The sequence below is a fragment of the Bradyrhizobium sp. CCGE-LA001 genome (genome assembly GCF_000296215.2).
Lineage (GTDB): Bacteria > Pseudomonadota > Alphaproteobacteria > Rhizobiales > Xanthobacteraceae > Bradyrhizobium.
Genome location: NZ_CP013949.1, coordinates 7531955 through 7555288 on the forward strand (window position 1 = coordinate 7531955; position 23334 = coordinate 7555288).

The 23334-nt window shown below is 65.0% G+C and carries 25 protein-coding genes, 1 tRNA gene and 1 riboswitch; of the genes, 8 read left to right on the forward strand and 18 right to left on the reverse strand.

Features of this window, described 5'->3' with window-relative positions:
* Positions 1-73 precede the first annotated feature (73 nt).
* Complete coding sequence (locus tag BCCGELA001_RS34220; protein ID WP_060737304.1) at positions 74-1162, reverse strand: LacI family DNA-binding transcriptional regulator; 1089 nt, start codon at positions 1160-1162, stop codon at positions 74-76.
* 111 nt (positions 1163-1273) lie between these two features.
* On the opposite strand from BCCGELA001_RS34220, the gene BCCGELA001_RS34225 reads away from it, so the two are divergent.
* Complete coding sequence (locus BCCGELA001_RS34225; RefSeq protein ID WP_008541066.1) at positions 1274-1804, forward strand: DUF1003 domain-containing protein; 531 nt, start codon at positions 1274-1276, stop codon at positions 1802-1804.
* Between the two features lie 31 nt (positions 1805-1835).
* On the opposite strand, the gene BCCGELA001_RS34230 is transcribed toward BCCGELA001_RS34225, so the two are convergent.
* The 3 genes from BCCGELA001_RS34230 to BCCGELA001_RS34240 all read right to left on the reverse strand — a co-directional run bounded on the left by BCCGELA001_RS34230 (position 1836) and on the right by BCCGELA001_RS34240 (position 3154).
* Entirely contained in the window at positions 1836-2300 is a 465-nt protein-coding gene (locus tag BCCGELA001_RS34230) for a GNAT family N-acetyltransferase (protein ID WP_060738008.1), read from the reverse strand.
* A 19-nt stretch (positions 2301-2319) separates the two neighbouring features.
* Positions 2320-2901, reverse strand: a complete 582-nt coding sequence (locus tag BCCGELA001_RS34235; RefSeq protein ID WP_008541063.1) for a helix-turn-helix domain-containing protein — start codon at positions 2899-2901, stop codon at positions 2320-2322.
* A 179-nt stretch (positions 2902-3080) separates the two neighbouring features.
* A tRNA-Gly gene (locus BCCGELA001_RS34240) sits at positions 3081-3154 on the reverse strand.
* Positions 3155-3328: 174 nt separating this feature from the next.
* Between BCCGELA001_RS34240 and BCCGELA001_RS34245 the strand changes: the two genes are divergently transcribed.
* The 4 genes from BCCGELA001_RS34245 (at position 3329) to BCCGELA001_RS34260 (ending at position 5839) form a co-directional block, all read left to right on the forward strand.
* Positions 3329-3907 (forward strand): methylated-DNA--[protein]-cysteine S-methyltransferase, encoded by a 579-nt coding sequence (locus BCCGELA001_RS34245; protein WP_060737305.1) that lies wholly within the window; start codon positions 3329-3331, stop codon positions 3905-3907.
* A 95-nt stretch (positions 3908-4002) separates the two neighbouring features.
* Positions 4003-4842 carry a helix-turn-helix transcriptional regulator gene (locus BCCGELA001_RS34250; RefSeq protein ID WP_060737306.1) on the forward strand — a complete coding sequence of 280 codons (840 nt, stop codon included), beginning with the start codon at positions 4003-4005 and terminating at the stop codon, positions 4840-4842.
* A 56-nt stretch (positions 4843-4898) separates the two neighbouring features.
* A complete protein-coding gene (locus BCCGELA001_RS34255) occupies positions 4899-5258 on the forward strand; it encodes a VOC family protein (protein ID WP_060738009.1) in 360 nt (119 codons plus the stop codon).
* Positions 5259-5395: 137 nt separating this feature from the next.
* Positions 5396-5839 (forward strand): SRPBCC family protein, encoded by a 444-nt coding sequence (locus tag BCCGELA001_RS34260; RefSeq protein WP_060738010.1) that lies wholly within the window; start codon positions 5396-5398, stop codon positions 5837-5839.
* Here BCCGELA001_RS34260 and BCCGELA001_RS34265 read toward each other — a convergent pair.
* The 4 genes from BCCGELA001_RS34265 to BCCGELA001_RS34280 all read right to left on the reverse strand — a co-directional run bounded on the left by BCCGELA001_RS34265 (position 5811) and on the right by BCCGELA001_RS34280 (position 10295).
* Complete coding sequence (locus BCCGELA001_RS34265) at positions 5811-7253, reverse strand: MATE family efflux transporter (protein ID WP_060737307.1); 1443 nt, start codon at positions 7251-7253, stop codon at positions 5811-5813. The genes BCCGELA001_RS34260 and BCCGELA001_RS34265 overlap by 29 nt on opposite strands.
* Before the next feature lie 164 nt (positions 7254-7417).
* Positions 7418-8470: a hypothetical protein gene (locus tag BCCGELA001_RS34270; protein ID WP_008541050.1), complete on the reverse strand. Its 1053-nt coding sequence runs from the start codon at positions 8468-8470 to the stop codon at positions 7418-7420.
* 105 nt (positions 8471-8575) lie between these two features.
* Positions 8576-8989 (reverse strand): PAS domain S-box protein, encoded by a 414-nt coding sequence (locus tag BCCGELA001_RS34275; protein WP_008541048.1) that lies wholly within the window; start codon positions 8987-8989, stop codon positions 8576-8578.
* Between the two features lie 169 nt (positions 8990-9158).
* The gene (locus BCCGELA001_RS34280; protein WP_144441636.1) at positions 9159-10295 is read right to left on the reverse strand and encodes a 2'-deoxycytidine 5'-triphosphate deaminase; all 1137 of its coding nucleotides are present in this window, start codon (positions 10293-10295) and stop codon (positions 9159-9161) included.
* Between the two features lie 80 nt (positions 10296-10375).
* Positions 10376-10455: riboswitch (SAM riboswitch) on the forward strand.
* Between the two features lie 74 nt (positions 10456-10529).
* Here BCCGELA001_RS34280 and BCCGELA001_RS34285 point away from each other — a divergent pair.
* On the forward strand, positions 10530-11717 hold the full coding sequence (locus BCCGELA001_RS34285) for an O-succinylhomoserine sulfhydrylase (RefSeq protein ID WP_008541045.1): 1188 nt from the start codon (positions 10530-10532) through the stop codon (positions 11715-11717).
* A gap of 72 nt (positions 11718-11789) precedes the next feature.
* Here the strand turns inward: BCCGELA001_RS34285 and BCCGELA001_RS34290 are convergent, their stop codons facing one another.
* From BCCGELA001_RS34290 to BCCGELA001_RS34300, 3 genes are read right to left on the reverse strand one after another with little or no spacing between them, the layout of a single operon-like run.
* The gene (locus BCCGELA001_RS34290) at positions 11790-12776 is read right to left on the reverse strand and encodes an SGNH/GDSL hydrolase family protein (protein WP_060737308.1); all 987 of its coding nucleotides are present in this window, start codon (positions 12774-12776) and stop codon (positions 11790-11792) included.
* 12 nt (positions 12777-12788) lie between these two features.
* Entirely contained in the window at positions 12789-13568 is a 780-nt protein-coding gene (locus tag BCCGELA001_RS34295; protein WP_008541032.1) for an SGNH/GDSL hydrolase family protein, read from the reverse strand.
* The gene (locus BCCGELA001_RS34300) at positions 13568-14818 is read right to left on the reverse strand and encodes an OpgC domain-containing protein (RefSeq protein ID WP_060737309.1); all 1251 of its coding nucleotides are present in this window, start codon (positions 14816-14818) and stop codon (positions 13568-13570) included. The genes BCCGELA001_RS34295 and BCCGELA001_RS34300 overlap by 1 nt, the downstream gene beginning before the upstream one ends.
* 181 nt (positions 14819-14999) lie before the next feature.
* On the opposite strand from BCCGELA001_RS34300, the gene apaG reads away from it, so the two are divergent.
* Positions 15000-15392, forward strand: a complete 393-nt coding sequence (apaG, locus tag BCCGELA001_RS34305) for a Co2+/Mg2+ efflux protein ApaG (RefSeq protein WP_008541024.1) — start codon at positions 15000-15002, stop codon at positions 15390-15392.
* A gap of 164 nt (positions 15393-15556) precedes the next feature.
* Here the strand turns inward: apaG and BCCGELA001_RS34310 are convergent, their stop codons facing one another.
* The 3 genes from BCCGELA001_RS34310 to BCCGELA001_RS34320 all read right to left on the reverse strand — a co-directional run bounded on the left by BCCGELA001_RS34310 (position 15557) and on the right by BCCGELA001_RS34320 (position 18986).
* Positions 15557-16576, reverse strand: coding sequence for an Hsp33 family molecular chaperone (locus tag BCCGELA001_RS34310; protein WP_060737310.1), 1020 nt, complete (start codon positions 16574-16576; stop codon positions 15557-15559).
* Positions 16577-16854: 278 nt separating this feature from the next.
* Complete coding sequence (argF, locus tag BCCGELA001_RS34315) at positions 16855-17778, reverse strand: ornithine carbamoyltransferase (RefSeq protein WP_060738011.1); 924 nt, start codon at positions 17776-17778, stop codon at positions 16855-16857.
* A complete protein-coding gene (locus BCCGELA001_RS34320) occupies positions 17778-18986 on the reverse strand; it encodes an aspartate aminotransferase family protein (RefSeq protein ID WP_008541010.1) in 1209 nt (402 codons plus the stop codon). Before BCCGELA001_RS34320 ends, argF begins: the two co-directional genes overlap by 1 nt.
* Before the next feature lie 469 nt (positions 18987-19455).
* Here BCCGELA001_RS34320 and BCCGELA001_RS34325 point away from each other — a divergent pair, with 469 nt between their 5' ends.
* Positions 19456-19968 (forward strand): GcrA family cell cycle regulator, encoded by a 513-nt coding sequence (locus BCCGELA001_RS34325; RefSeq protein WP_008541008.1) that lies wholly within the window; start codon positions 19456-19458, stop codon positions 19966-19968.
* 240 nt (positions 19969-20208) lie between these two features.
* Here the strand turns inward: BCCGELA001_RS34325 and phoB are convergent, their stop codons facing one another.
* The 4 genes from phoB to pstA are packed head-to-tail and all read right to left on the reverse strand — an operon-like array spanning position 20209 to position 23330.
* Positions 20209-20916 (reverse strand): phosphate regulon transcriptional regulator PhoB, encoded by a 708-nt coding sequence (phoB, locus tag BCCGELA001_RS34330; protein ID WP_008143479.1) that lies wholly within the window; start codon positions 20914-20916, stop codon positions 20209-20211.
* Positions 20917-20938: 22 nt separating this feature from the next.
* Positions 20939-21655, reverse strand: a complete 717-nt coding sequence (gene phoU / locus BCCGELA001_RS34335; protein ID WP_008541005.1) for a phosphate signaling complex protein PhoU — start codon at positions 21653-21655, stop codon at positions 20939-20941.
* An 11-nt stretch (positions 21656-21666) separates the two neighbouring features.
* On the reverse strand, positions 21667-22488 hold the full coding sequence (gene pstB / locus BCCGELA001_RS34340; protein ID WP_008541003.1) for a phosphate ABC transporter ATP-binding protein PstB: 822 nt from the start codon (positions 22486-22488) through the stop codon (positions 21667-21669).
* Positions 22485-23330 (reverse strand): phosphate ABC transporter permease PstA, encoded by an 846-nt coding sequence (gene pstA / locus BCCGELA001_RS34345; protein ID WP_008541001.1) that lies wholly within the window; start codon positions 23328-23330, stop codon positions 22485-22487. Before pstA ends, pstB begins: the two co-directional genes overlap by 4 nt.
* Positions 23331-23334: the final 4 nt, after the last annotated feature.

The following is a 23334-nucleotide window of genomic DNA, read 5'->3' on the forward strand; positions in this document are numbered from 1 at the left end:
CCTCCCATTCACCTGTCGCGGTGCGCGATCTTGGAGCCGGGTTCACCGGTGCAGCTGTCGAAATCTCCTGCCGCTAGGGCAGATTGTCCCGCATCACGATGTCGATCCTGATCTTCTCCTGTTCGTGCAAAATCGGCTCGCCGCGGGCGAGCGCGAGCAGCACGCGCACCGCGGCGCGCGCTTCATGTCCCGGATTTTGCGAGATCGCCGCATCCATCACGCCCTGCAACAGCAGCCGCCGCGTCAGCGCGGTAACGTCGTGTCCGACGAACACGACCTGCTTGTCGCGGCCGACATCGCCCGATGCTCTGTCGCCCGACGCCTTATCACTCAAAGCCTTATCACCCAAAGCCTTGGCCACGCCCTGCGTGCCGGCGCCGACATTATAAAGGCCGACGATGTCAGCGTACCTGCCGAACAGGCGCGCCAGCAGCTGCTCCGAACGCTCGTCCTCATCGCGCCCTTCCAGCACTGGCAGCACGCTGAGATCAGGGAATTCCGCCGCCATCACCTGATTGAAGCCGAAGATGCGCTCTGCATGGTCGCGCAGGCCCTGCGAGCCCGCGATGATCGCGACCTTGCCTGACCTTTGGCCGACCAGCCGTCCCACCAGCGCGCCGGCGGTGCGGCCCGCGGCGATATTGTCGATGCCGACATAATGGTGCCGGCGCGAGGACGGCACGTCCGAGACCAGCGTCACCACCTTGGTCCCGCCATCGACGAGATCGTTGATGGCGGCGCGGACGCTCGGATGATCCAGCGCCACCACAGCGACGCCGTCGTAATCGCCCGACAGCGCCTCCAGCGAGGCTGCAAGCGCGGAAACTTCGAACACGTCGGTTGCGACCATCTCGACGCTGATCCGGCGCGCCGACAGCCAGGACGCCATTTCGCCGAGATAGGCCTCGATCTGCTGCATGAACGGGTTCGGCCCCGACGGCATCACGAAGGCGAAGCGGCGGGCGCGGCCGCGCGCGAGCTCGGCGGCGGCCACATGCGGCTGGAACGAATTGCGCTCGATCGCCGCCTTCACGCGCCGGACCGTGTCCGGGCGCACGCCCGGGCGGTTATGAAGGACGCGGTCGACCGTTGCCAGGCTGACCCCGGCCTCGCGCGCGATGTCCTTCAGCGTCAGTGCGGTCGGCGTGAGCGTCTCGGCCATGGCTGAAGGCTAGCAGAGGTGTTTTGAGGTACGCAACTCATTTTGAGGGGCGGCCGGCATTTTGGATTGCGGGCCCCAGGAACGGCTCCTCCCCTCGACCGTTGCCGCCGCGTGCATAACGACATCACCCATGATCCTGGCGACGGACTGAGCCCGACGCTCGAGCGCAATATCCAGGCGCTGGTCGAGCGCCGCCGCGGTGAGCAACGCGCTGCCAAGGGCCAGGAAAAGCTCGCCGACGCCATCACGGCCTTCACCGGCAGCATGATTTTCGTCTATCTGCACCTCGCTTTGTTCGGCTTCTGGATCATCGCCAACCTGCATTGGGTGCCGGGGGTCCCGGCCTGGGACGAGAGCTTCGTGGTGCTGGCGATGATCGCTTCGGTGGAGGCGATATTCCTCTCGACCTTCGTGCTGATCTCGCAGAACCGCATGACGGCGGCCGCAGACAAGCGCGCCGATCTCGACCTCCAGATCAGCCTGCTCGCTGAGCACGAGTTGACCAAGGTCGCCCGCCTGCTCACCCAGGTCGCCGAACGGCTCGACGTCAAACCCGACTCCAAGCGCGAGCTGGAGGAAGCGGCGCGCGACATTGCGCCCGAGCGCGTGCTCGACAAGCTCGAGGAGACGCGACGAGGTTGAGGCTGAGTGCGTTTAGCGCTGGCCCGCGGGCTTACCCGGACGTCAGGTCGAGCGTCAGGAACACGCTGTTGGGATCCTCGACATAGCCCTCGAACGGCGCGCAGGCGACGAAGCCGTGCGCCTGATAGAGCGCTTGCGCCGGCTTGAAATAATCCCACGATCCGGTCTCGAGGCTGAGGCGCTGCAGGCCGCGCGCGTGGGCTTCCGCGATGATGTGACGAAGCATCTGGCCGCCATAGCCCTGCCTGCGCGTGGTCTGGAGCGTGTGCATCGACTTGACTTCACCGTGCTCGGCCGAAAGCGTCTTCAGCGCGCCGGTGGCGACCAGCGTCTCGCCCTCCCAGCCGGTCCAGAATGCGATGTCGGGCGCGCGAAGCCCCGCGAGATCGAGCGCGTGGGCACTGCCCGGCGCCGTCTGCGCCCGCGCCGCCGTGACGTGATGATCGAGCAGCGCAATGACGCGGGGATCATAGGTGTCGCCGGTGCGGATCTGCATCATCATTTTATCCATGGTCTCACATCTTGCCGTAGGAAGCGCCGCGCCTGGTGATGATGACGTAGCGCGCATCCTGCCTGGTCTCGTTCTCGAACATCACCGCGCGCATCACGTCGAAATCCAGACAATCGCCCTCGCGCAGCCGCACCGCCTTGGCATCGATATGCACGGCGATGGTGCCCTCCAGCATCAGAAGCTGCTGGGTGAAGGCGTTGCGGCCCCAGGGACTGTAGGAGACGCGTGCTCCGGCCGGCAGGTCGACGACGATGATCTCGATGCCGCTCGCCGCATCCGGCGGCGAGGCATGACGCCGCCGGTAGCCGCTGTCGGGATCGCGCCAATGCGGCTGGTCGGCGAGCCGCACCAGCCGCTCCGGCGGTTTCTCGGCGAGCGCGACCACATCGCTGAGCGAGACATCGAGCGCCGCGCAGAGCTTTCCGAGCAGCGCCGCCGTCGCACTGCTCTGCGCCCGCTCCACCCGCCCGATCATGGCCCGGCTGACGCCGGACCGGCCTGCAAGCTCGTTCAACGTCATGCCCGCCTGCGTCCGCAGCGTCTTCAGGCGGCGGCCGATGGCGCGATCGAGTTTCTGCTGGTCCATAGTCCCTCTTCAGGATAGCGCCCGGTGCGAGGACCGCGCTCGCCGAGACGGCTGAGCTTAGCGCACGCGAAATCGAACGCCGGGAATGAAGGGCTAATATATTGGAATCTTGAGCGCGGCAGGCGAGGTCGAAAGCAGTCAATCCCGGCTTGAGCTCAAATCACGCGGAGAGGAGAAGCTGGAGCGGGCGAAGGGAATCGAACCCTCGTATGCAGCTTGGGAAGCTGCCGTTCTACCATTGAACTACGCCCGCGGATGCGCTGCTTCGCGCCCATCCTGATTAGCCGAGACGGCGCGTCCCGCCAAGCGCTTTGGCGTGGCGCACCCGACACTGCTTAACTTTCTGGTAAGATTCCAGATGCGCCGGATTGTGGCGGTGATATGATCGCTTGTCTGGGGAGAAACGTGCACTGAGTGGGGCGTGTGCATGGTGGGGCGCGCTTACGCGATATTCGACACGGCGATCGGCCGCTGCGGCATCATCTGGAGCAGCACCGGCGTGGTTGCCGTGCAATTGCCGGAGGCGCGGGAGATCGACACCCGCCGCCGGATTTTTGCAGTGCATCCCGACGCGCGCGAGCAGCGGCCGTCCGAGAACGCTGAGCTTGCCATCGAGGGCATCACGGTGCTGCTGCAAGGCAGCGATCCCGACTTCTCCGACGTCAGCCTGGATGCCGGCGGCGTGCCCGGCTTCAACCGGCGCGTCTATGAATACACCTGCACGATCCCGCGCGGAGAGACGCGCACCTACCACGAGATCGCCAAGGCGCTCGGCGCCTCCGGTGCCGCGCACTCTGTGGCGCAGGCAATCGCGAAAAATCCCTACATGCTGATCGTGCCCTGTCACCGGGCGCTGGAGGCCGGCAATTACACCGACCGGCTGTCACCCTATGGCGGCGTCATCTCCAAGCGGCGGCTGCTGGCGCTCGAAGGCGCTCATCCGATCGCCAGCAAGACGCTGTTCGAGGTGCTGCTGCCCGTTGCTCCGCCGCGCCCTCCTACCTAAGGCGCGGTCTTGACCGCACCTTAGCTTTGGTTTGCGGGCATGATCTTATCGGACAACCGCTACACACTTGTCCGGATCATGCCTAGATAGGCGGAATGGACGCGACCACGCTGCTGACGACACGCTCGATGATCGTCTCCGAGTTTCGCTGCGATGCGGGACCGGAGGACACGCCGTTTGCGGAATGCCGCACCGGCCACTCCATCGCCTACGTCCGCTCCGGCAGCTTTGGCTGCCATTGCCGCGCCGGCTTCTTCGAGCTGGTGGCGGGCTCGATGCTGGTCGGCGCTCCCGGCGAGGAATACACCTGCACGCATGAGCACGTCTCCGGCGACGTCTGCCTGTCCTTCTTTCTCAGTGAGGACCTGGTCGACGGCCTCGGAGGGCGCTGCGAGGTGTGGCAACTCGGCGCGACGCCGCCGCTCCCCGAGCTGATGGTACTCGGCGAGCTCGCCCAAACGGCAGCAGATGGCAACAGCGATCTCGGCCTCGACGAAATCGGTCACATCCTGGCCGCTCGTTTCGTCGACGTTGCCTCCGGCAAAACGCGCAAGCAGACCCTGCCGACTGCGCGCGACCGCCGGCGCGCGGTGGAAGCTGCGCTGTGGATCGACGACAATTCGCAGGGCGAGGTCGATCTTGAGCAGGCTGCGCGGCAGGTGGGCCTCAGCCCATTCCATTTCCTGCGAATGTTCTCCAGCGTGCTCGGCGTCACCCCGCATCAATATCTGGTGCGCTCGCGGCTGCGGCATGCCGCACGGCTGCTGGCTGACGAGGACATCGCGGTCACCGACGTCGCCTATGACGTCGGCTTCGGCGATCTCTCCAATTTCGTCCGCACCTTCCATCGCGCCGCGGGCGTGTCGCCGGGCAAGTTTCGCCAGGCCTCGAAGGGCGAGCGCAAGATTCTCCAAGAGCAGCTTGCCCTCAGCTGACTAGGGTCGTCTCCGGCGCGCGCCAGTTGCGGCGCGCTTTCGCAATGGAGACGAACATGTACGACCACATCGGACTTCGCGTTGCCGACCTCGACGCCGCGACGCGCTTCTACAGCGCCGTGCTGGCGCCGCTCGGTTACGCCCTTTGCTCCAGCGGCGACGGCTATGCCGGCTTCGGGCCGAAGGGCGAGCCGGCGCTGTGGCTGCACCTGAACAAGGGTCGCAAAGCCGACGGCGCCCACATCGCCTTCCGCGCCAAGGACCACGACGCAGTGAAGGCGTTTCACAGCGAAGGCCTGAAGAATGGCGGCCGCGACAATGGCGGCGCCGGGCCGCGCAAGGATTACAGCCCGACCTACTATGCGGCGTTCCTGATCGATCCCGACGGCAACAATGTCGAGGCGGTTTGTACGTGAGTTCTCCTCGTCATTGCGAGGAGCTCTTGCGACGAAGCAATCCAGACTGCCTTCGCAGAGATATCTCTGGATTGCTTCGCTGCGCTCGCAATGACGGCGTGTGTGGCAACCACCCAAACATCATCAAGGACACCTTCATGGCCTCCATCCACAACGACATCCCCCTCCCCGCCTCCGCGCACGACGTCTGGGATGCGGTGCGCGATTTCGGCGCGCTGCATCATCGGCTTGTCCCGGGCTTCGTCACCGCCTGCACGCGCGATGGCGATGCGCGGATCGTCACCTTCGCCAACGGTTCGGTGGCGCGCGAGGTGCTCGTCGATTGCGACGATGCGCGGCAGCGCCTCGTCTATGCCATCAACAATGAGCGGCTGAAGCACTACAGCGCTTCGGTGCTGGTGATTGCCGACGGCGAGACGCGGTGTCGCCTGCTCTGGACCATCGACATGCTGCCGAACGAGCTTGCGCCTTATGTTCAGGGACAGACGAAGGAGGCCGTGGCCGCGATGCACCGGGCGTTTCCGGTGCCGGCCGTCCTCGCCACAAGCATCGCTAGTCGACCGTCGAAAGAGCAGGCCTGATCGCAGGTTTTGTCTGGCGTGGTCCCCAGCGCGTCAGCACCACGCTGGAGCACGAGAGCAGGCCGAGCACGACCATCGAGCTTGCGGCGAGCCAGAAGAAGCTCTGCGCGGTGGCGCCGTGGGTCGACAGCCACCAGCCGATCGCGGCGATGTAGATCAACCGCGCGGTCTGCGCCAGCACCGGCCCGATCACCTTGGCCGCGCCTTGCGAGGAGAAATACATCGTCGTGGCAAGGCCGAAGAAGGCGTAGAACGGTCCGACCGTCGAGAGATATTGATGGCTCGCCGCGCGCACGGCCACGTTGTCGGTGAACATGTTGACCCACAGATCGGGGAAGATCGCAACGAGGCATGCCGGCGCGCCGACCGCCACGAAGGCGGCAGCACTGGCGATCCAGGCGATGCGCCGGGCCCGCGCGATGCGGCCGGCGCCGATCGCCATCCCGACCATCGGCACACAGGCGATGCCGAACGAGAACGCGATCGAGGTCAGCAAGAATTCCAGCCGCGCGCCGATGCCGTAGCCGGCAAGGATCGCGGTGCCGAACTGCGCCAGCATGTGGGTGAAGATCGAGATCGTCAGCACCGATTGCAGCGGCGAGAAGCAGGCGATGGCGCCGACCTTGAGGATGTCGAAGAACATCGCCCATTGAATGCGCAAGCCCCGCAGCCTCAGCACGATTCCGGCGCGGCCGGAGAACAGGTACCAGCCCATGATGCCGATGTTCATGCAATAGGCGATCAACGCACCGGCGGCGACGCCGCGCATGCCGAACTGCGGCACCGGGCCAAGCCCGAGGCCCAAGGTGCCGCCGAGCACGATCTGCCAGGCCGCGGAGTTGAGAATGAGGAACGACGGCAGTTTCATGTTGCCGGTGCCGCGCAGGACGCCCGCCATGGTGTTGAGCAGCCAGGGCAGCACCGCACCGCCGAAAAACACCTGAGTGTAGGCGATGGCGTGCGTCAGCACATCGCCACGGCCGCCGAGTAATTCAAGAAGGCGCGGCCCGAAGATCAGCATACTCAGCATGAAGACGAGACCGAAGCTGATGCCTATCATCAGCGCATGCATCGCGAGCGTGCCGGCGCGTTCGCGGTTGCCGGCGCCGAGCGCGCGGGCGATGGCGGAGGCCACCGCGCCGCCCATGGCGCCGCCCGACATCGTCATGGTCAGGATCACGGTCGGAAACACCAGCGCCATCGCGGCCAGCGCCTCGACGCCGAGCCGGCCGACATAGGACGTCTCCGCGATCACCACACAGATGCCGGCTGAGAGCCCGATCACGTTCGGCCAAGCCAGCGAGAGCAGCGTGCGCAGGATCGGTCCATCCGTCAGCGCGCTCTTGATCGGCGGCGGAGGCGGCGGCAACGGACGCTCTTGTTCATCGACCGGGATTTCGGCGATGTCGGACATGTCCTCTCCCGGGCACGAGCGCCATTTGCGGCGCGGCAATGAACAGGTGTGCCAATCAATTTCTTCGCGCGCGAGGCGCGGCAGGGCTTGTTAGCACGGCGCGCGCCGATTCCTCCTGCGCAGGGTGCAGGCGTGCTCTGCGGCAGCGCATTCCAAGGGTGAAATTACTGGAGTGTCCACACCAGCGGCGGGCGGCCGCCCTTGGCTGGACGCATGTGCACGCCGATGTGCCGCCCGCATCCCGCAGCCAGGCCTTCGAACAGCCCCTCAAGCACCTTGGCGCAAGCGGGGTGATAGTCGGTGACGTCGTCCATCAGCTTCCAGCTCTGCTGACTGATTTCGAACGTGCCTTCGGATTGCGCCATCTCGGCGGCATCATCCTGCGCGGCGAACAAGGCGTTCAAGAACGAGGCAAATTCGCGCGCACCACCGCGGCTCATCGACAGCGCGGCTGCGACCTCGTCGAAATACTGCATGCCGATCAGCTTGCCGGTGAGGTGAAGGAGATAGCCGGCGTCCTCGGGGCCGAACAGCTGCACCATCACCGGCGCGGCAGTCCGGACATACTCCATCGCATAGTTGCGATAGGCTTTCTCGAGTCGTGGTTTCGGCCAGCTCGCAACCGGCAGCGCCGGCGCGGTGATCGCGTCGAACAGCGGCGCCTCGAGGTGACGCGCAAACACCAGACGCTGGTCGAGCTCCAGCGGATGGTCGTATTGATGATAGTAGCCTTCGAGGCCGTCCTGGCCATCGACGCTCTGCTTGGTGCAAACGAAGCCCAGCCTGATATCGCCGAGCGCGACGCCGTTGTTGGCGTGCCAGCCGCGCAACATCGCCCGCGAGACCTCGCCGGGCACCCCGCAGATCGCGGTGCCCTTCCAGATCCAGCGTGGCGGCGGATAGCGGATCCAGGCCTTGGTGTCGCTCTCATACATGTATTCGACATGCACGCCGCCGATCCAGTTGGAGAGATAGTGATATTGCGCAGCCGCGACCGCCGGCGGCAGATGGCTGAGGCCGAGCTTTTCGAGCCCGGGCAGGAAGCGCTCCTGCTGCTGGCGGCGGAACACGCGGAAGACGAATTCGGCGGCATCCGCGGCGCCACGGCGCGTGACCACGGTAAGAATGAGGCCGGTGAAGTAGGCGTGATAGAGATCAGCGATCGCCCGCCAGCGCTTCCATTGGGCTTCCTGCGCCGTGTCTGATGCAGCAGTCATGTTCGCTCCCGATCGTTGTTTTGATCGAGTGTGTCACTGCGTCAGTTTGCAGACAACATGATGCGCGTGCAGGCCGCTCTGCGCAGCACGCCCGTCAATTCCGCATCACGAATTTTGTGCCGACCTGGCCGCCCGCTCGCGCTCGACGCGTTCGGTGACATCGCGCGCCATCGCCACAGATCCCTGCACGGCACCGCCTGCATCACGCACCAGCGCGAACGTCATCTCGATGTAGAGCTTGCGCCCGCTCTTGTGCAGCGCGCGGGTCAGGGTCGGCCTGCCCGCAAGCTTCATCGCGCCGCTGGCAAGCGCCGCCTCAAAACCTTTCCAATGCGCGGCGCGCAAATGCTCGGGAATGATCAGGTCGAGATTCTGGCCGAGCGCTTCGTCCGCCGTGAAACCGAACAGCGCGGTCGACGCACGATTCCAGCGCATGATCGTGCCGGAGCGATCGGAATAGATCAGCGCGTCGGCGACGTCGTTGAGGATGTTTGCGTTGAGATCGGATAGATCGGTCATGTCGTCACCTCGCACACAGCCCGAGCCCGTTTCGCATCCTGCCACACATTCAGTGTCATCGCCCGCGAAGGCGGGCGATCCAGTATTCCGAGGCAGCAGTGACTGAATCGAGAGGCTGCGGCGTACTGGATGCCCCGGTCAAGCCGGGGCATGACAGTAAGGTGTGGGGCTACACCCGAAAATGCTTCGATAGTTTGAGGCCCTGCGCCTGGTAGTTCGAGCCGATACGCTGGCCGTACATCGCATCGGGGCGGGCCAGCATCTTCTCGTAGACGAGGCGGCCGACGATCTGGCCGTGCTCGAGGATGAACGGCACCTCGCGCGAGCGCACTTCGAGCACCGCCCGCGATCCTAGCCCGCCCGCGCCGGCATAGCCGAAGCCGGGATCGAAGAAGCCGGCATAGTGCACGCGGAATTCGCCGACCAGCGGATCGAACGGCACCATTTCGGCGGCGTAGTCGGGCGGAACCTGAACGGCTTCCTTGGAGGCGAGGATGTAGAACTCGCCGGGATCGAGGATCAGGCTACCGTCGGGACGGGCCGAGATCGGCTCCCAGAAGTCCTCCACCGCATAGCCGGAGCGGCGATCGACGTCGACGACGCCGGTATGGCGCTTGGCGCGATAGCCGACGAAGCCGTTCGCTTTCTCGCCCGACAGATCGACCGACACAGCGACGCCGCCCGAGAGGTCGGCATCGTCGATGTCGACGAGGCGCTCAGTGGCATGCAAGCCATCGAGCTCGTCGGCGTTGAGGATGGCATCGCCGGTGCGAAAGCGCACCTGCGACAGGCGCGAGCCTTCGCGCACCAGCACCGGAAACGTCTTCGGGCTGATCTCGGCATAGAGCGGACCGTGATAGCCGGCGCCGATCATGTCGAAGCGGCGGGTGCCGTCGGCGATCACGCGCGTGAAGACGTCGAGCCGGCCGGTCGAGCTCTTGGGGTTCGCGGCCGCGACGATCTCCGGCGGCAGCGCAAGGCTCTCCAGCAGCGGCACGATGTAGACGCAGTTGGTCTCCAGCACCGCGCCGTCGGCCAGGCTGAACTCGTGCAGCTTCAATTCGTCGATGCGCTCGGCGACGGTGGCGCCGGGACCGGGCAGGAAGCTGGCGCGGACGCGATAGGCGATGTCGCCGAGGCGCAGATCGAGGCTCGCCGGCTGGATCTGGCTTTCGACGAAATCGTAGGCAGGCAGGATGAGCCCCGCCTCCGCCATCGCCGCGATCATGCGGTCGGGCAGGATACCATTGGCGTCGGCAGCGACCGTGAACGTCAACCGGGGGTCCTCATCAGGGAGCAAACACATCCCGACATACGGGAAATACTAGCCTTTTACGGCTATCCGATGGACGCCTTGACGGAAAGAGCATTGCGGAATATGAGCATCACTTATCCCGTGGTGATTTGAGCCGGCCGGCTTGCAGCCACGTTAAATAAGTCGCTAAACAGGCCGGGGACCTCTGTGATCCCGGCCCGTGGAGATATCCAGGCCGGTTTTTTTGTGACCGTTTTCGACGAGACGGTCATATCGGAGGGTCCTATGTCGAAGTCACCTGCCACCTACCGCCCCGAAACCCGCCTGGTCCATTCCGGCACCCTGCGCTCGCAATATGGCGAGACGTCGGAGGCGCTGTTCCTGACGCAAGGCTATGTCTACAACAGTGCCGAGGAGTGCGAGGCGCGGTTCAAGGGCGAGGATCCCGGCTTCATCTATTCGCGTTATTCGAATCCGACCATCTCGATGTTCGAGCGCCGCATGATCGAGCTCGAAGGCGCGGAAGCCGCGCGCTCGGCGGCAACCGGCATGGCGGCGGTGACGACCGCGATCCTGGCGCCGCTGAAGGCCGGCGATCACGTGGTGGCCTCCCGCGCGCTGTTCGGCTCGTGCCTCTATGTCATCCAAGATCTGCTACCGCGCTACGGCATCGAGACCACGCTGGTCGACGGGCTCGATCTCGACCAATGGCAGCGGGCCGTGCGGCCGAACACCAAGACGTTCTTCCTGGAGAGCCCGACCAATCCGACGCTGGACGTGCTCGACATCCCGTCCATCGCCGAGATCGCGCACAAGGGCGGTGCGCGGCTCGTCGTCGACAACGTGTTCGCAACCCCGATCTGGCAGAGCCCACTGGCGTTAGGGGCCGACGTCGTCGTCTATTCCGCGACCAAGCATATCGACGGCCAGGGCCGGTGCCTCGGCGGCATCATCCTGTCCTCGGAAGCCTTCATCGCCGAGCACATCCACAATTTCATGCGTCAGACCGGCCCGTCGATCTCGCCGTTCAATGCCTGGGTCCTGCTCAAGGGCCTGGAGACGCTGGGCGTGCGCGTGCGTGCGCAGACCGACACCGCAGCACGCATTGCCGAGGTACTGGCGAGCCATCCGAAGGTCTCGCGGCTGGTCTATCCCGGCCGCGCCGATCATCCGCAAGCAGCATTGGTGAAGAAGCAGATGCGCGGCGGCTCGACGCTGGTCGGCTTCGAGGTCAAGGGCGGCAAGCAGGCCGCCTTCCGCGTGCTCAACGAATTGAAGCTGGCGAAGATCTCGAACAATCTCGGCGACGCCAAGAGCCTCGTCACGCATCCAGCCACGACGACGCATCAGCGCCTGAAGCCGGAAGACCGCGCCGCACTCGGCATCAGCGAAGGCTTCATCCGCTTCTCTGCGGGGCTGGAGCATGCCGATGATCTGATCGAGGATCTGACCGCGGCGCTGGAGAAGGCGTGAGCGGCGAATAGTGAGTTGCGAATAGCGAGTGCAATCCCTATTCGCTACTCGCCATTCCCCATTCGCGTCTCGTCACATCGGCCGATACGCTCGCACGTCCGCCGGCACGTTCACGCCCAGCCTGATCTGGCCGACCGAGCGGATGATGTCGTCGCCGAGCAGCTGGGCGAAGCAGGCGTAGCCCCAATCGTTCATGTGCAGGCCGTCGGCGATGACGAAGCCCTCGACCGGGATCGACTGGTTCTCGTGCCAGTCGCGCATCACCTCGAAGCGCGGAAAGATGCCGACCTTGCGGAGCTCGGCAACCTTGCCAAGCAGCTTGATCATCTTGCCGGCGCTCTCGGCGCGCTGGTTAACGGCCGGCGAATATTGCGGATCGACCAGCACGATGTCGGCGCCGCCTGCGGCCTGGATTCGGGAGATGCCGTCCTCGACCAGCTTGGCGGTATCGCCGGGATCGAGGTTGCGCAGCACGGCGTTGGTGCCGACCTGCCAGATCACCATGTCCGGATGGACGTCGATCACCTGCGTCTGAAGGCGCTTCATCATCTCGGGCGCGTCCTCGCCGCCGACGCCGGCGTTGACGACGGTGATGTCGGCGGTCGGATAGTGCCGGCGCAGCTGCGCCGCGAGACGGTTCGGATAGTTGAACTCCGGCGAGCTCGCGCCGAATCCCGCGGTCGACGAGGAGCCGAACGCAACGATGACGACCGGCTGGCCGGCGACGAGCTTGCTTGCGACATGCGGCAGCGAGCCCATCGCCTTCGAGCCGCCCTTCGGCGGCAGGCAGGGCACGCGGCTGAAAATGTCGCCGGCGGATTTTGCGACCTCCTTCACCTTGTCGATGGCGCGGGCCGTGATGCCGCGCTGCTCGGGAGATGTCGCAGCGACGGTGGTTTGTGCGTGCGAGGCGGAGGCGGGATCAGCCGGCTGCGCGGGCGTCGTCTGTGCAGCGTGCGTCTGCGCGCGAGACGGCGACGCGGGCGTCAGCAACAGCAGCAGCGCCGCTGCGATCGCAGCCAGCGCTGGCGTCAGGCAAAAAGGGCGGAGAAAACTCATTAACGCTAGACCTCAATTTTGCTGCTGGGCCGGCTCCAGACGGGCTGCGTCGATCACGAACTGTGCCAACGCCCGGCCAAGGCAATCATGGACCTGTTTCGCCAGCTCAGGGCCGCGGGTTGGGTTGAACAGGTCGAACTGGCCCTGATCATTCCACTGCCGCATGATCGCGAAGCGATCGAACAGCGGGATGTCGTGCTCCTGCGCCACCACGCGCATATTATCGAGAAAAGGCTGTGTCGAGATCATGGTTTCGGTACGCGGGCTGTACTGCAAATTCATCAAGACGACGTCTGCCCCTGCCTTTTGCAATGCAGTAACCCCTTCGGTGACCGCGCCGCGAAAATCGTCGGGATCGATGGCTCGGATAGCATCCACGGTCCCGGTCTGCCAGATGACCAAAGTAGGCGTTTTTGCTTCCATCAGCTTAACGAAGGTGCCGGCCGTTTCCTCTGCCGTCTTCTTGCTCTGTACTTCTACGGAGACGTGCACCACCTCCGAGGGCGGCAGCTTGTCCTTCAGCGTCGCCTCCATGCGCGCTGGATAGGAGCTGCTCTCCGAGGATGGAATCGTGGTCGAGCGGCTGCCGATGACCAGAATTTCCAGCGGCTTGCCGCTCTTGACCGCGTCGGCGACCTTGGGAAGCTGGCTTTCGCTGGTAAGCAGATAGGACGGCAGTTCGCATGCCGGGGGCACGGCCGGAGCAGCAGGCGCAGCATCGCCGGCGCGCGCCAGGGGCGCGGCGAGGTTACCGCATAGCAGGACCAGGCTCAGGAGAACCTTCGCCTTCATCAGCCCCCTCCCGCCAGATCGGCGTTGCCGACGGCGTTCTTGGTTTTCGCACCGCTCTTGTCAGCCACACGCTTGTACCACGAAATCACCCAGGCCACCCCCCACATGATCAGGATTCCAGAGAGACTAATCAACGCATGCATGGCTGCGCCGCCGGAGACCTCGGCCAGGATGAAATGGCCGGCGAAAGCCAGGAAGACGCCGAGGCAGAAGATCTCGAGGGAATGCTGGCCGCACAGGATCAGCGGCCGCAGCCAGGGCGATTTCAGGCCCGGCCAGGTCCGCGGCAGGAAGCGCACCGTGAGCGCCGCCAGCGCCAGGAAATGCGCAAAGCGCAGCACATCGAGATCGGTCTTGTCGATCGGATACATCCATTGCTCGATCCGCTTCGGCATGAATTGGGAGAGCTGCGGCACGTACCAGGTCAACGTCACGTAGAACGCCGCAACGAGATAGGCGATCGAGATCCACATCGTCACCGGCGAGGCCAGGATACGTGACATGCGCCGCGCACCTCCGAGTGCGCACCATGCACCGAACACGAACAGCAATTGCCAGGCGAAGGGATTGAACGCCCAGAAGCCGTTCGGATAGGCCGACAAATAGAGATCGTACTCCCAGGTGACCGCGTACAGCAGCACCGAAAGCCCGAGGGTGACGTCGGGCCGCCATTTCATCGACCACAGGATCAGCGGAAGCGCCAGCATCAAGACGATGTACAGCGGCAGCACGTCCATGTTGACGGGACGGAAACGCAGCAGCAGCGCCTGCACGATGGTGACGTCCGGCTGCTTGAGGAAGTCCATGATCCCCATCTCTTCGGTGTAGAGCGGGTTCTCGAACCTGGTCGCCACATAGGAGATTTCGGCGAGGAAGATCGTGAACAGGAAGACGTGGGCGACGTAGATCTGCCAGACCCGGCGCAGGATGCGCGCCGTGGCGATGAGAACGCCGCTCTCCAGCATCGCCCGGCCGTAGACGAAAGCGGCTGTGTAGCCGGAGATGAAGATGAAGATCTCGGTGGCGTCGCTGAGGCCGTAATTGCGGATGGTGAACCAGGTGAGCAGGCTCGGCGGCAGATGGTCGATGAAGATCAGCCACAGCGCCAGCCCGCGGAACAGATCGAGCCGCAGCTCGCGCTCGCCGATGGCCGGCAGCGTGATGGCCGGCGCGGCGACGCGGGGCCTCGCCCCCGCAGGCTGGGCGGTTCCCGCGATCGTCGATCCCGTCACTTGGTCGGCAATGGTCATCGGGGACTCAAAACCCTTCCGCAAATCGCGACGTGTGAGGCAGTGTATCGATCCGGCCGATCTCTCGCAAAGCGGCCAGATCACATCGCGGTGTCCTTCCCCGCGAATTCTGGCGGGACGATGTCGCCAAGGCCGTCTCGCGGCGTTTGGTTCCCGGCCGGGGAATCGGTATGATGGCCACATGTACCGCGCCGTGACCCGCCAGATCGAAGTGACCGTCGAGCCGAACTTTGTTCCGGAGCAGTCGTCGCCTGACCGCTCGCGCTATTTCTGGTCTTACACGATCGTCATCACCAATTCCGGCGAGGAGACCGTGCAGCTGAAGACGCGGCACTGGATCATCACCGACGCGTCCGGCCGGCAGCAGGAGGTCAAGGGCGAGGGCGTGGTCGGCGAGCAGCCGATCCTGGCTCCCGGCGAGCGCTTCGAATACACCTCCGGCGTGCCGCTGACGACGGCCTCCGGCTTCATGACCGGTCGCTACCAGATGGTCAGCGAGAGCGGCGAGCGCTTCGACATCGACGTGCCGACGTTCTCGCTCGACAGCCCCGACAACAAACGGGTGTTGAACTAGGGGCGGTGTCATTCCCCGCGAAGGCGGGGAATCCAGTACGCCGCGGCCTCTCGACTCAATCGCTGCCGTCTCGGAGTACTGGATCGCCCGGTCAAGCCGGGCGATGACAGCGAGGGTGTGGCAAACAGCCTTCGCGACCGCGTCCTTGCGAGCGCAGCGAGGCCCTACGCGTCCTCCACGCCCGCCTCATCCGGCGTGAACTGGTACACCGACGAGCAGAACTCGCAGGTCACGACGACCTTGTCGTCCTTCACCATCGCGGCGCGATCGTCAGCCGAAAAGCTCTTCAGCATGGAGGCGACCGCATCGCGCGAGCAAGAGCATTGCGCTTTCAGCGACAGCGGGTTGAACACACGCACACCACGCTCGTGAAACAACCGAAACAGCAGCCGCTCGCCGGAGAGCTCGGGATCGATCAGCTCGACGTCCTCGACGGTCTCGATCAGCGAGCGCGCCTCGACCCAGGCGTCGTCTTCCGTGACGCTGTGCACCTCGGTGCCTTCGGGCGCATCGCCGGGATGCAGGTCCGCCTGCCGTGCGCGCTCCGGCGCCTTCGGCAGGAACTGCATCAGCATGCCGCCGGCGCGCCAGCGATGCTTGCCGCCGTCGCTCGAGCGCCATTCCTCGCCGACCGCAAGGCGCACGCGCGTCGGGATCTGCTCGGAGCGCAGGAAATATTCGTGGGCGGCCTCTTCCAGGCCGCCGCCGTCGAGCGCGACCAGGCCTTGATAGCGGCTCATGTCGGGGCCCTGATCGATGGTCATGGCGAGATGGCCGCGGCCGAGCAGCGCGCCGGAGTTCAAGCCAGAATCCTTGGCCTCGCCGAGACGCGCGGCATCGTAGCGCGCGTAAGCGCGCAGGCGATCCGGGGCCATGTAATCGACGACCAGGAACGACACCGGACCGTCGGTCTGGGCCTGGAGGATGAAGCGCCCCTCGAATTTCAGCGCCGAGCCGAGCAGCGTCGTCAGCACGATGGCCTCGCCGAGCAGCTTGCCGACGGGCGCGGGATAATCGTGCTTGGTCAGGATGTCGTCGAGCGCCGGGCCAAGCCGCACCAAGCGGCCGCGCACGTCGAGCGCATCGACCTCGTAAGGCAGCACGGCGTCATCGATCGGAACCGCTGATGGTGCGCGAACCGGGCCTTCGGGCCCGGCTTTCATGTCAGGAGATTGGGAAACCATGGCGCTCTATCTGGGGTCTGAGATGGGGATTGGAAGGGGGTGCGATCCGGATGCAGAATGGATCACACGAAAGCACGACAAGATCAGTGTCGTCCCGGGACTCGCAAAGCGCGAGCCCGGGACCCATAGCCACATGATTACATCACAACGCGAGATGACAACCCCGAGTCCTCGCCAAACAACTTCCTGTGGCTATGGATCCCGGATCGGCGCGCCGCTGTGCGGCGCTTGTCCGGGACGACAGTGTGTGCAAGGCGGTCGCCGGGCTTCCACCGGCGCTACTTCACCGCGTCGAAGCACCAGGCCAGAATGCCCTTCTGCGCATGCAGACGGTTTTCGGCCTCGTCGAACACGACCGATTGCGGGCCGTCGATCACTTCGTCCGTGACCTCCTCGCCGCGATGGGCCGGCAGGCAGTGCATGAACAGCGCGTCGGGCTTGGCCAGCGACATCAGCTTGCCGTTGACCTGGTACGGCTTGAGCACGTTGTGACGATGCTCGCCCTCCTTGTCGCCCATCGACACCCAGGTGTCGGTGACGACGCAGTCGGCGCCCTTCACCGCGGCTTCCGGATCGGTGCCGAGCACGATGGGCGCGTTGGTCGCCTTGATCCAGTCGCGCATCACCTTCTTGGGTGCGAGCTCCGGAGGCGTCGCAACATTGAGCTGGAATTTGAAGCGCTCGGCGGCGTGCGCCCAGGACGCCAGCACGTTGTTGTCGTCGCCGGTCCAGGCCACCGTCTTGCCCTCGATCGGGCCGCGATGCTCCTCGTAGGTCATGAGGTCGGCCATCACCTGGCAGGGATGCGAACGGCGCGTCAGGCCGTTGATGACGGGCACGGTCGCATAGGCGGCAAGCTCCAGCAGCGCCTCGTGATTGAGGATGCGGATCATGATGGCGTCGACATAGCGCGACAGCACGCGCGCGGTGTCGGCGATGGTCTCGCCGCGGCCGAGCTGCATCTCGGCGCCGGTGAGCATGATGGGCTCACCGCCGAGCTGGCGCATGGCCACGTCGAACGACACCCGCGTCCGCGTCGAAGGACGCTCGAAGATCATCGCCAGCGTCTTGCCTTGGAGCGGCCTGACCGGCTGATGCGCCTTCTGCTTCGCCTTCATGGCGGAGGATGCGGCGAGCATGCGCTTGAGCTCCGACAACGGGAGCTCGTTGATGTCGAGGAAGTGTCTCGGCGACTTGCTCATCAGCTTGCCGCCCGCTTGGTCTGACTGGACGAGATCGCAGCGCAAGCACGCTCGAGCCGCCCGACGCTGTCCTCGATCTCGGCTTCGGTGACGATCAGAGGCGGCAGGAAGCGCACGACATTGTCGCCGGCACCGACCGTGAGCAGCTTTTCGTTGCGCAAGGCGGCAACGAGATCAGCCGAAGGCACCACCGCCTTGATGCCGATCAGCAGACCTTCGCCACGGACTTCGCTGACGATATCGGGGTGGCGGTCGATCACAGAGGCGAGCTTCTGCTTGAGCAGCAGCGACATCTTCTGCACGTGATCGAAGAAGCCGGGCTTGAGCATGACGTCGAGCACGGCATTCGCAGCGGAGATCGCGAGCGGATTGCCGCCGAAAGTCGAGCCGTGTGAGCCGGGCCCCATGCCGGCGGCCGCCTCCGCAGTGGCCAGCACCGCACCGATCGGGAAGCCGCCGCCGAGCGCCTTGGCCAGCGACATCACGTCAGGCGTGACGCCGGTGCGCCGGTGCGCGAAGAGATCGCCGGTACGCCCCATGCCGGTCTGCACTTCGTCGAAAGCGAGCAGCAGACCCTTCTCGTCGCAGAGCTGGCGCAGCGCCTTGAGGAAGGCGGGCGTCGACGAACGCACGCCGCCCTCGCCCTGGATCGGCTCGATCAGGATGCCGGCGGTCTGCGGACCGATCGCCTTCTTCACGGCGTCGATGTCACCATGCGGGACCTGGTCGAAACCGTCCATCGGCGGGCCGAAACCTTCGAGATATTTTGCAGATCCGGTCGCGGCCAGCGTCGCCAGCGTGCGGCCGTGGAAGGCGCCTTCGAAGGTGATGATGCGATAGCGTTCCGGATGGCCCTTGGAGAAGTGATGGTGGCGGACCAGCTTGATCACACCCTCCAGCGCTTCGGCGCCGGAATTGCAGAAGAACACGAAGTCCGCAAAGCTCTCGTTGCACAGGCGCACGGCGAGCTTCTCGCCATCCGGGCTCTGGAACAGGTTCGACATGTGCCAGAGCTTCGTCGACTGCTCCTGCAAGGCCTTGACCAGCGCCGGATGGCAATGGCCGAGCGCGTTCACCGCAACACCCGAGGTGAAATCGAGATAGCGATCGCCATTGGTCGCGATCAGCCAGCAGCCTTCGCCGCGCTCGAAACCAAGGTCGGCCCTGGCGAAAACGGGAAGCAGATGCGGCGCGGCGCTGTTGGTCATGACCATCACTTGGATGTTGCATTTGAATGTTGAGACCTGCCTGGTATGCCTTGCGCAGCGCACCATTGACCGGTCCGGAAAACGAAACGTGCCGCCTTTTAAGGGCGGCACGCGGCACTATCTTATGCCTGGCAAGACGGGTGTCAATGCCGCCCGGAAAGCCTCGCGAAACGCTGATTCCGTAGTCTTGCGGTGCCGATTTTGCGGGGTTTTCACCACGGAACATGTGGAAGCGAGTCGGCGGACTCTTGCGCGGGAGTCACGCCATATTGTAGCGTTTGGACTGTCAGATACGACATCTCGTGCAGCGGTTCTGATCCCAAGAGTCCTCATGTACCGGCGTAAACGTTCGGGCGCTCGTTGCGCGCCCGGCGAGCCTTAAGGGATTCTGGCGGCACGGGTTTTTTCAAGGCTTAGGCATTCGCTGCGAGGCCCCAGGATGGCGGCGCGCAGCGAGGGAAAGGGTGCAATGACGGTTTTGACCTGGTCCGATGATCGCGTCGAGCAGCTGAAAAAGCTCTGGGAGGCCGGACTTTCGGCCAGCCAGATCGCGGCTGAGCTCGGCAATGTGACCCGCAATGCCGTGATCGGCAAAGTGCACAGGCTCGGCCTGTCCGGCCGCGCCAAGAGTCCGTCTTCGGCCGCGCCCCGGCCGCGCAAGGCGCGTCCGGCGCAGCACATGATGCGGGTGACCCGTCCGATCTCACGCGGCAACACCGCGCTGGCGCAGGCCTTCGAGGTCGAGGTCGAGGCAGAGCCCGTCACCTACGACAACGTGGTGCCGATGAGCCAGCGGCTGTCGCTGCTGGAATTGAACGAGGCGACCTGCCACTGGCCGGTCGGCGATCCCTCGAGCCCGGATTTCTTCTTCTGCGGCGGCAAGGCGCTCTCCGGCCTGCCCTACTGCGCCCAGCACTCGCGCGTCGCCTATCAGCCCGCAGCGGATCGTCGGCGCGCGCCGGCCAAGCCGAGCACGCGGTGAGCGGGGTTTAACTGACTGCAAGGACAGCAGCCGTCGCGCGATGACGGCTCCAATTGCTCGGTGTCACCCCCGCGAACGCGGGGATCCATAACCTCAGGGCGCAAGTGTTGCGCGAGATGGTCACACCGAGTCGTCGCCCAACCACGTCTTGTGTTTATGGGTCCCGGGTTCGCGCTGCGCGCGCCCCGGGACGACAGTTGAGATTGTAGCCACAGCTGCCAGCGAACAAACTCAAAAACCTTACGTCTGCTCCGCCTTCGCAAACCGATCGTCGAGCGCATAGCCGGCACCGCGGACCGTGCGGATCGGGTCCTGCTCGCGGCCGAGATTGAGCAGCTTGCGCAGGCGGCCGATATGGACGTCGACGGTGCGTTCGTCGATGTAGATGTCGCGGCCCCAGACGCTGTCGAGCAGTTGCTCGCGCGAGAACACGCGGCCCGGATGCTCCAGGAAGAACTCCAGAAGGCGATACTCGGTCGGGCCGAGATCGATCGGCCGGCCCGAGCGCGCGACGCGGCGCTTGTCGCGGTCGAGCTCGATGTCGCCATAGGCCAGCACAGTGGCGAGCCGCTCCGGGCTTGCCCGCCGCAGAAGGCCCTTCACCCGCGCCAGCAGCTCCGGCACCGAGAACGGCTTGACGATGTAATCGTCGGCGCCGGTCGCAAGACCCCGCACCCGCTCGCTCTCCTCGCCGCGCGCGGTGAGCATGATGATCGGCAGCTGCTTGGTCTCGGGACGGGTGCGCAGACGCCGGCACAGCTCGATGCCTGACAGCCCCGGCAGCATCCAGTCGAGCACGATCAGATCGGGGATGTGTTCCTTGAGGCGAGTGTCGGCGTCGTCGCCGCGCATCACCGTCTCCACGTCATAGCCGTCGCCTTCGAGGTTGTAGCGCAGAAGCTCGGTGAGAGCTTCTTCGTCTTCAACCACCATAATGCGTGCGCCCATGTGGTCGTCGCTCCTTAAGTCGTCAGGTATTCGGGACCGTCGTGGCGAAGGTCGTCATGTCGCCCTTCGGCCGCTTGTCGGTCATCGCCTGACCCTCGATCATGTAGAACACGGTCTCGGCGATGTTGGTGGCGTGGTCGCCGATCCGCTCGATGTTCTTGGCGCAGAACATCAGGTGGATGCAGAACGAGATGTTGCGCGGATCCTCCATCATGTAGGTGAGGAGCTCGCGGAACAGCGAGGTGCAGATGGCGTCGACCTCCTCGTCGCCCTTCCACACCGCCATCGCCGCCGGCAGGTCATGCGCGGCATAGGCGTCCAGCACCGACTTGACCTGCTGCTGCACGAGGTCGGTCATGTGCTCGAGGCCGCGAAACAGCTTCAGCGGATGGAAGTCCGCATCCAGCGCGGCGACGCGTTTGCCCATGTTCTTGGCGAGGTCGCCGATGCGCTCCAGATCGGTCGCGACGCGCATGGCGCCGACGATCTCGCGCAGGTCGACCGCCATCGGCTGGCGGCGGGCGATGGTGAGCACGGCGCGCTCCTCGATGCGCTTCTGCAGCGCGTCGAGCTCGGCGTCGATGGTGACGACGCGCTGGCCGAGTGCGACGTCGCGGCGGATCAGCGCGTCGACGGAGTCGACGATCATGCGCTCGGCGATGCCCCCCATCTCGGCGACCAGGCGGGTGAGCTCCTGGAGGTCGGTGTCGAAGGCCTTTGCGGTATGTTCAGAACCCATGTCCCGTCTCCTCAGCCGAACCGGCCGGTGATGTAATCCTGCGTGCGCCGGTCGCTCGGCGACGTGAAGATCTTGCTGGTGTCGTCGAACTCGATCAGCTCGCCGAGATACATGAAGGCGGTCTTGTCGGAGACACGGGCCGCCTGCTGCATGTTATGGGTGACGATCGCGATCGTGTAATTTTCGGACAGTTCCTGGATCAGCTCCTCGACCTTGGCGGTCGAGATCGGATCGAGCGCCGAGCAGGGCTCGTCGAACAGGATCACCTCGGGCCGCACCGCGACGGTGCGCGCGATGCAGAGACGCTGCTGCTGGCCGCCGGAGAGCGACAGGCCGGAGGCGTTGAGCTTGTCCTTGACCTCGTTCCACAACGCGCCGCCGCGCAGCGCCTTCTCGACCCGATCATCCATCTCGGATTTCGAGATCTTCTCGTAGAGGCGGATGCCGAAGGCGATGTTCTCGTAGATCGTCATCGGGAACGGCGTCGGCTTCTGGAACACCATGCCGACGCGGGCGCGCAGCAGGTTGAGGTCGAGCTTAGGATCGAGGATGTTGGTCTGATCCAGCAACAGCTGGCCGGTGGCACGCTGGCCCGGATAGAGATCGTACATCCGGTTGAAGATGCGCAGCAGGGTCGACTTGCCGCAGCCCGACGGGCCGATGAACGCCGTGACGCGGTTGGTGCCGAGCGCCAGATTGATGTTCTTCAGCGCGTGGTGCTCACCGTAATAGAAGTTCAGGTTGCGCGCGGTGACCTTGGCGGGCGCCTCGGGCAACGGCTGCGAGCCGGGGTGAACGGTCGGCGCACTGACGGAAACAGACATTTCGCTCATTTTGCAGTCCTCTCGGCGCCAAGGATGCGCGCGCCAATGTTCAGGGCAAGCACAGTCAGAGTGATGAGCAGCGCGCCGCTCCAGGCGAGTTGCTTCCAATATTCGTAGGGGCTCTGCACGAAGTTGTTGATGGTCACCGGCAGGTTGGCCATCGTCTTGTTCAGGCCGAGGCTGAAGAACTGGTTCGACAGCGCCGTGAACAGCAGCGGCGCGGTCTCGCCCGCGACGCGGGCAGTCGCCAGCAGCACGCCGGTGATGAGGCCGGAGCGCGCGGCCCGATAGGCGATGCGCTTGATCACCAGCGACCGCGGCAGACCGAGCGCGGAGGCCGCCTCGCGCAGCGGGTTCGGCACCAGCAGCAGCATGTCTTCGGTGGTGCGCACCACGACCGGGATCACGATGACGGCGAGCGCCAGCGCGCCGGCGATGGCCGAGAAGCCCCGCATCGGCACCACCACCGCGCCGTAGATGAACAGGCCGATGATGATCGAGGGCGCCGACAGGAGAATGTCGTTGATGAAGCGGATCACCGAGGTCAGCTTGTCGTTGCGGCCGTACTCGGCGAGATAGGTGCCGGCGAACAGGCCGAGCGGCGCGCCGATGCCGACGCCGATCACGGTCATGATGAGCGAGCCGACGATGGCGTTGAGCAGACCGCCCTCGTTCGATCCGGGCGGCGGCGTGTTCTCGGTGAAGACCTGGAGGTTGAGCCCGGCAAGGCCGTTGTAAAGCAGTGTTGCCAAGATCAGCGCGAGCCAGGTGACGCCGAACGCTGCGGCTGCGATGCAGAGGCCGCGAATGACGATGTCCCAGCGGCGGCGGCGTAAATAGATCGGGTTCATGGCT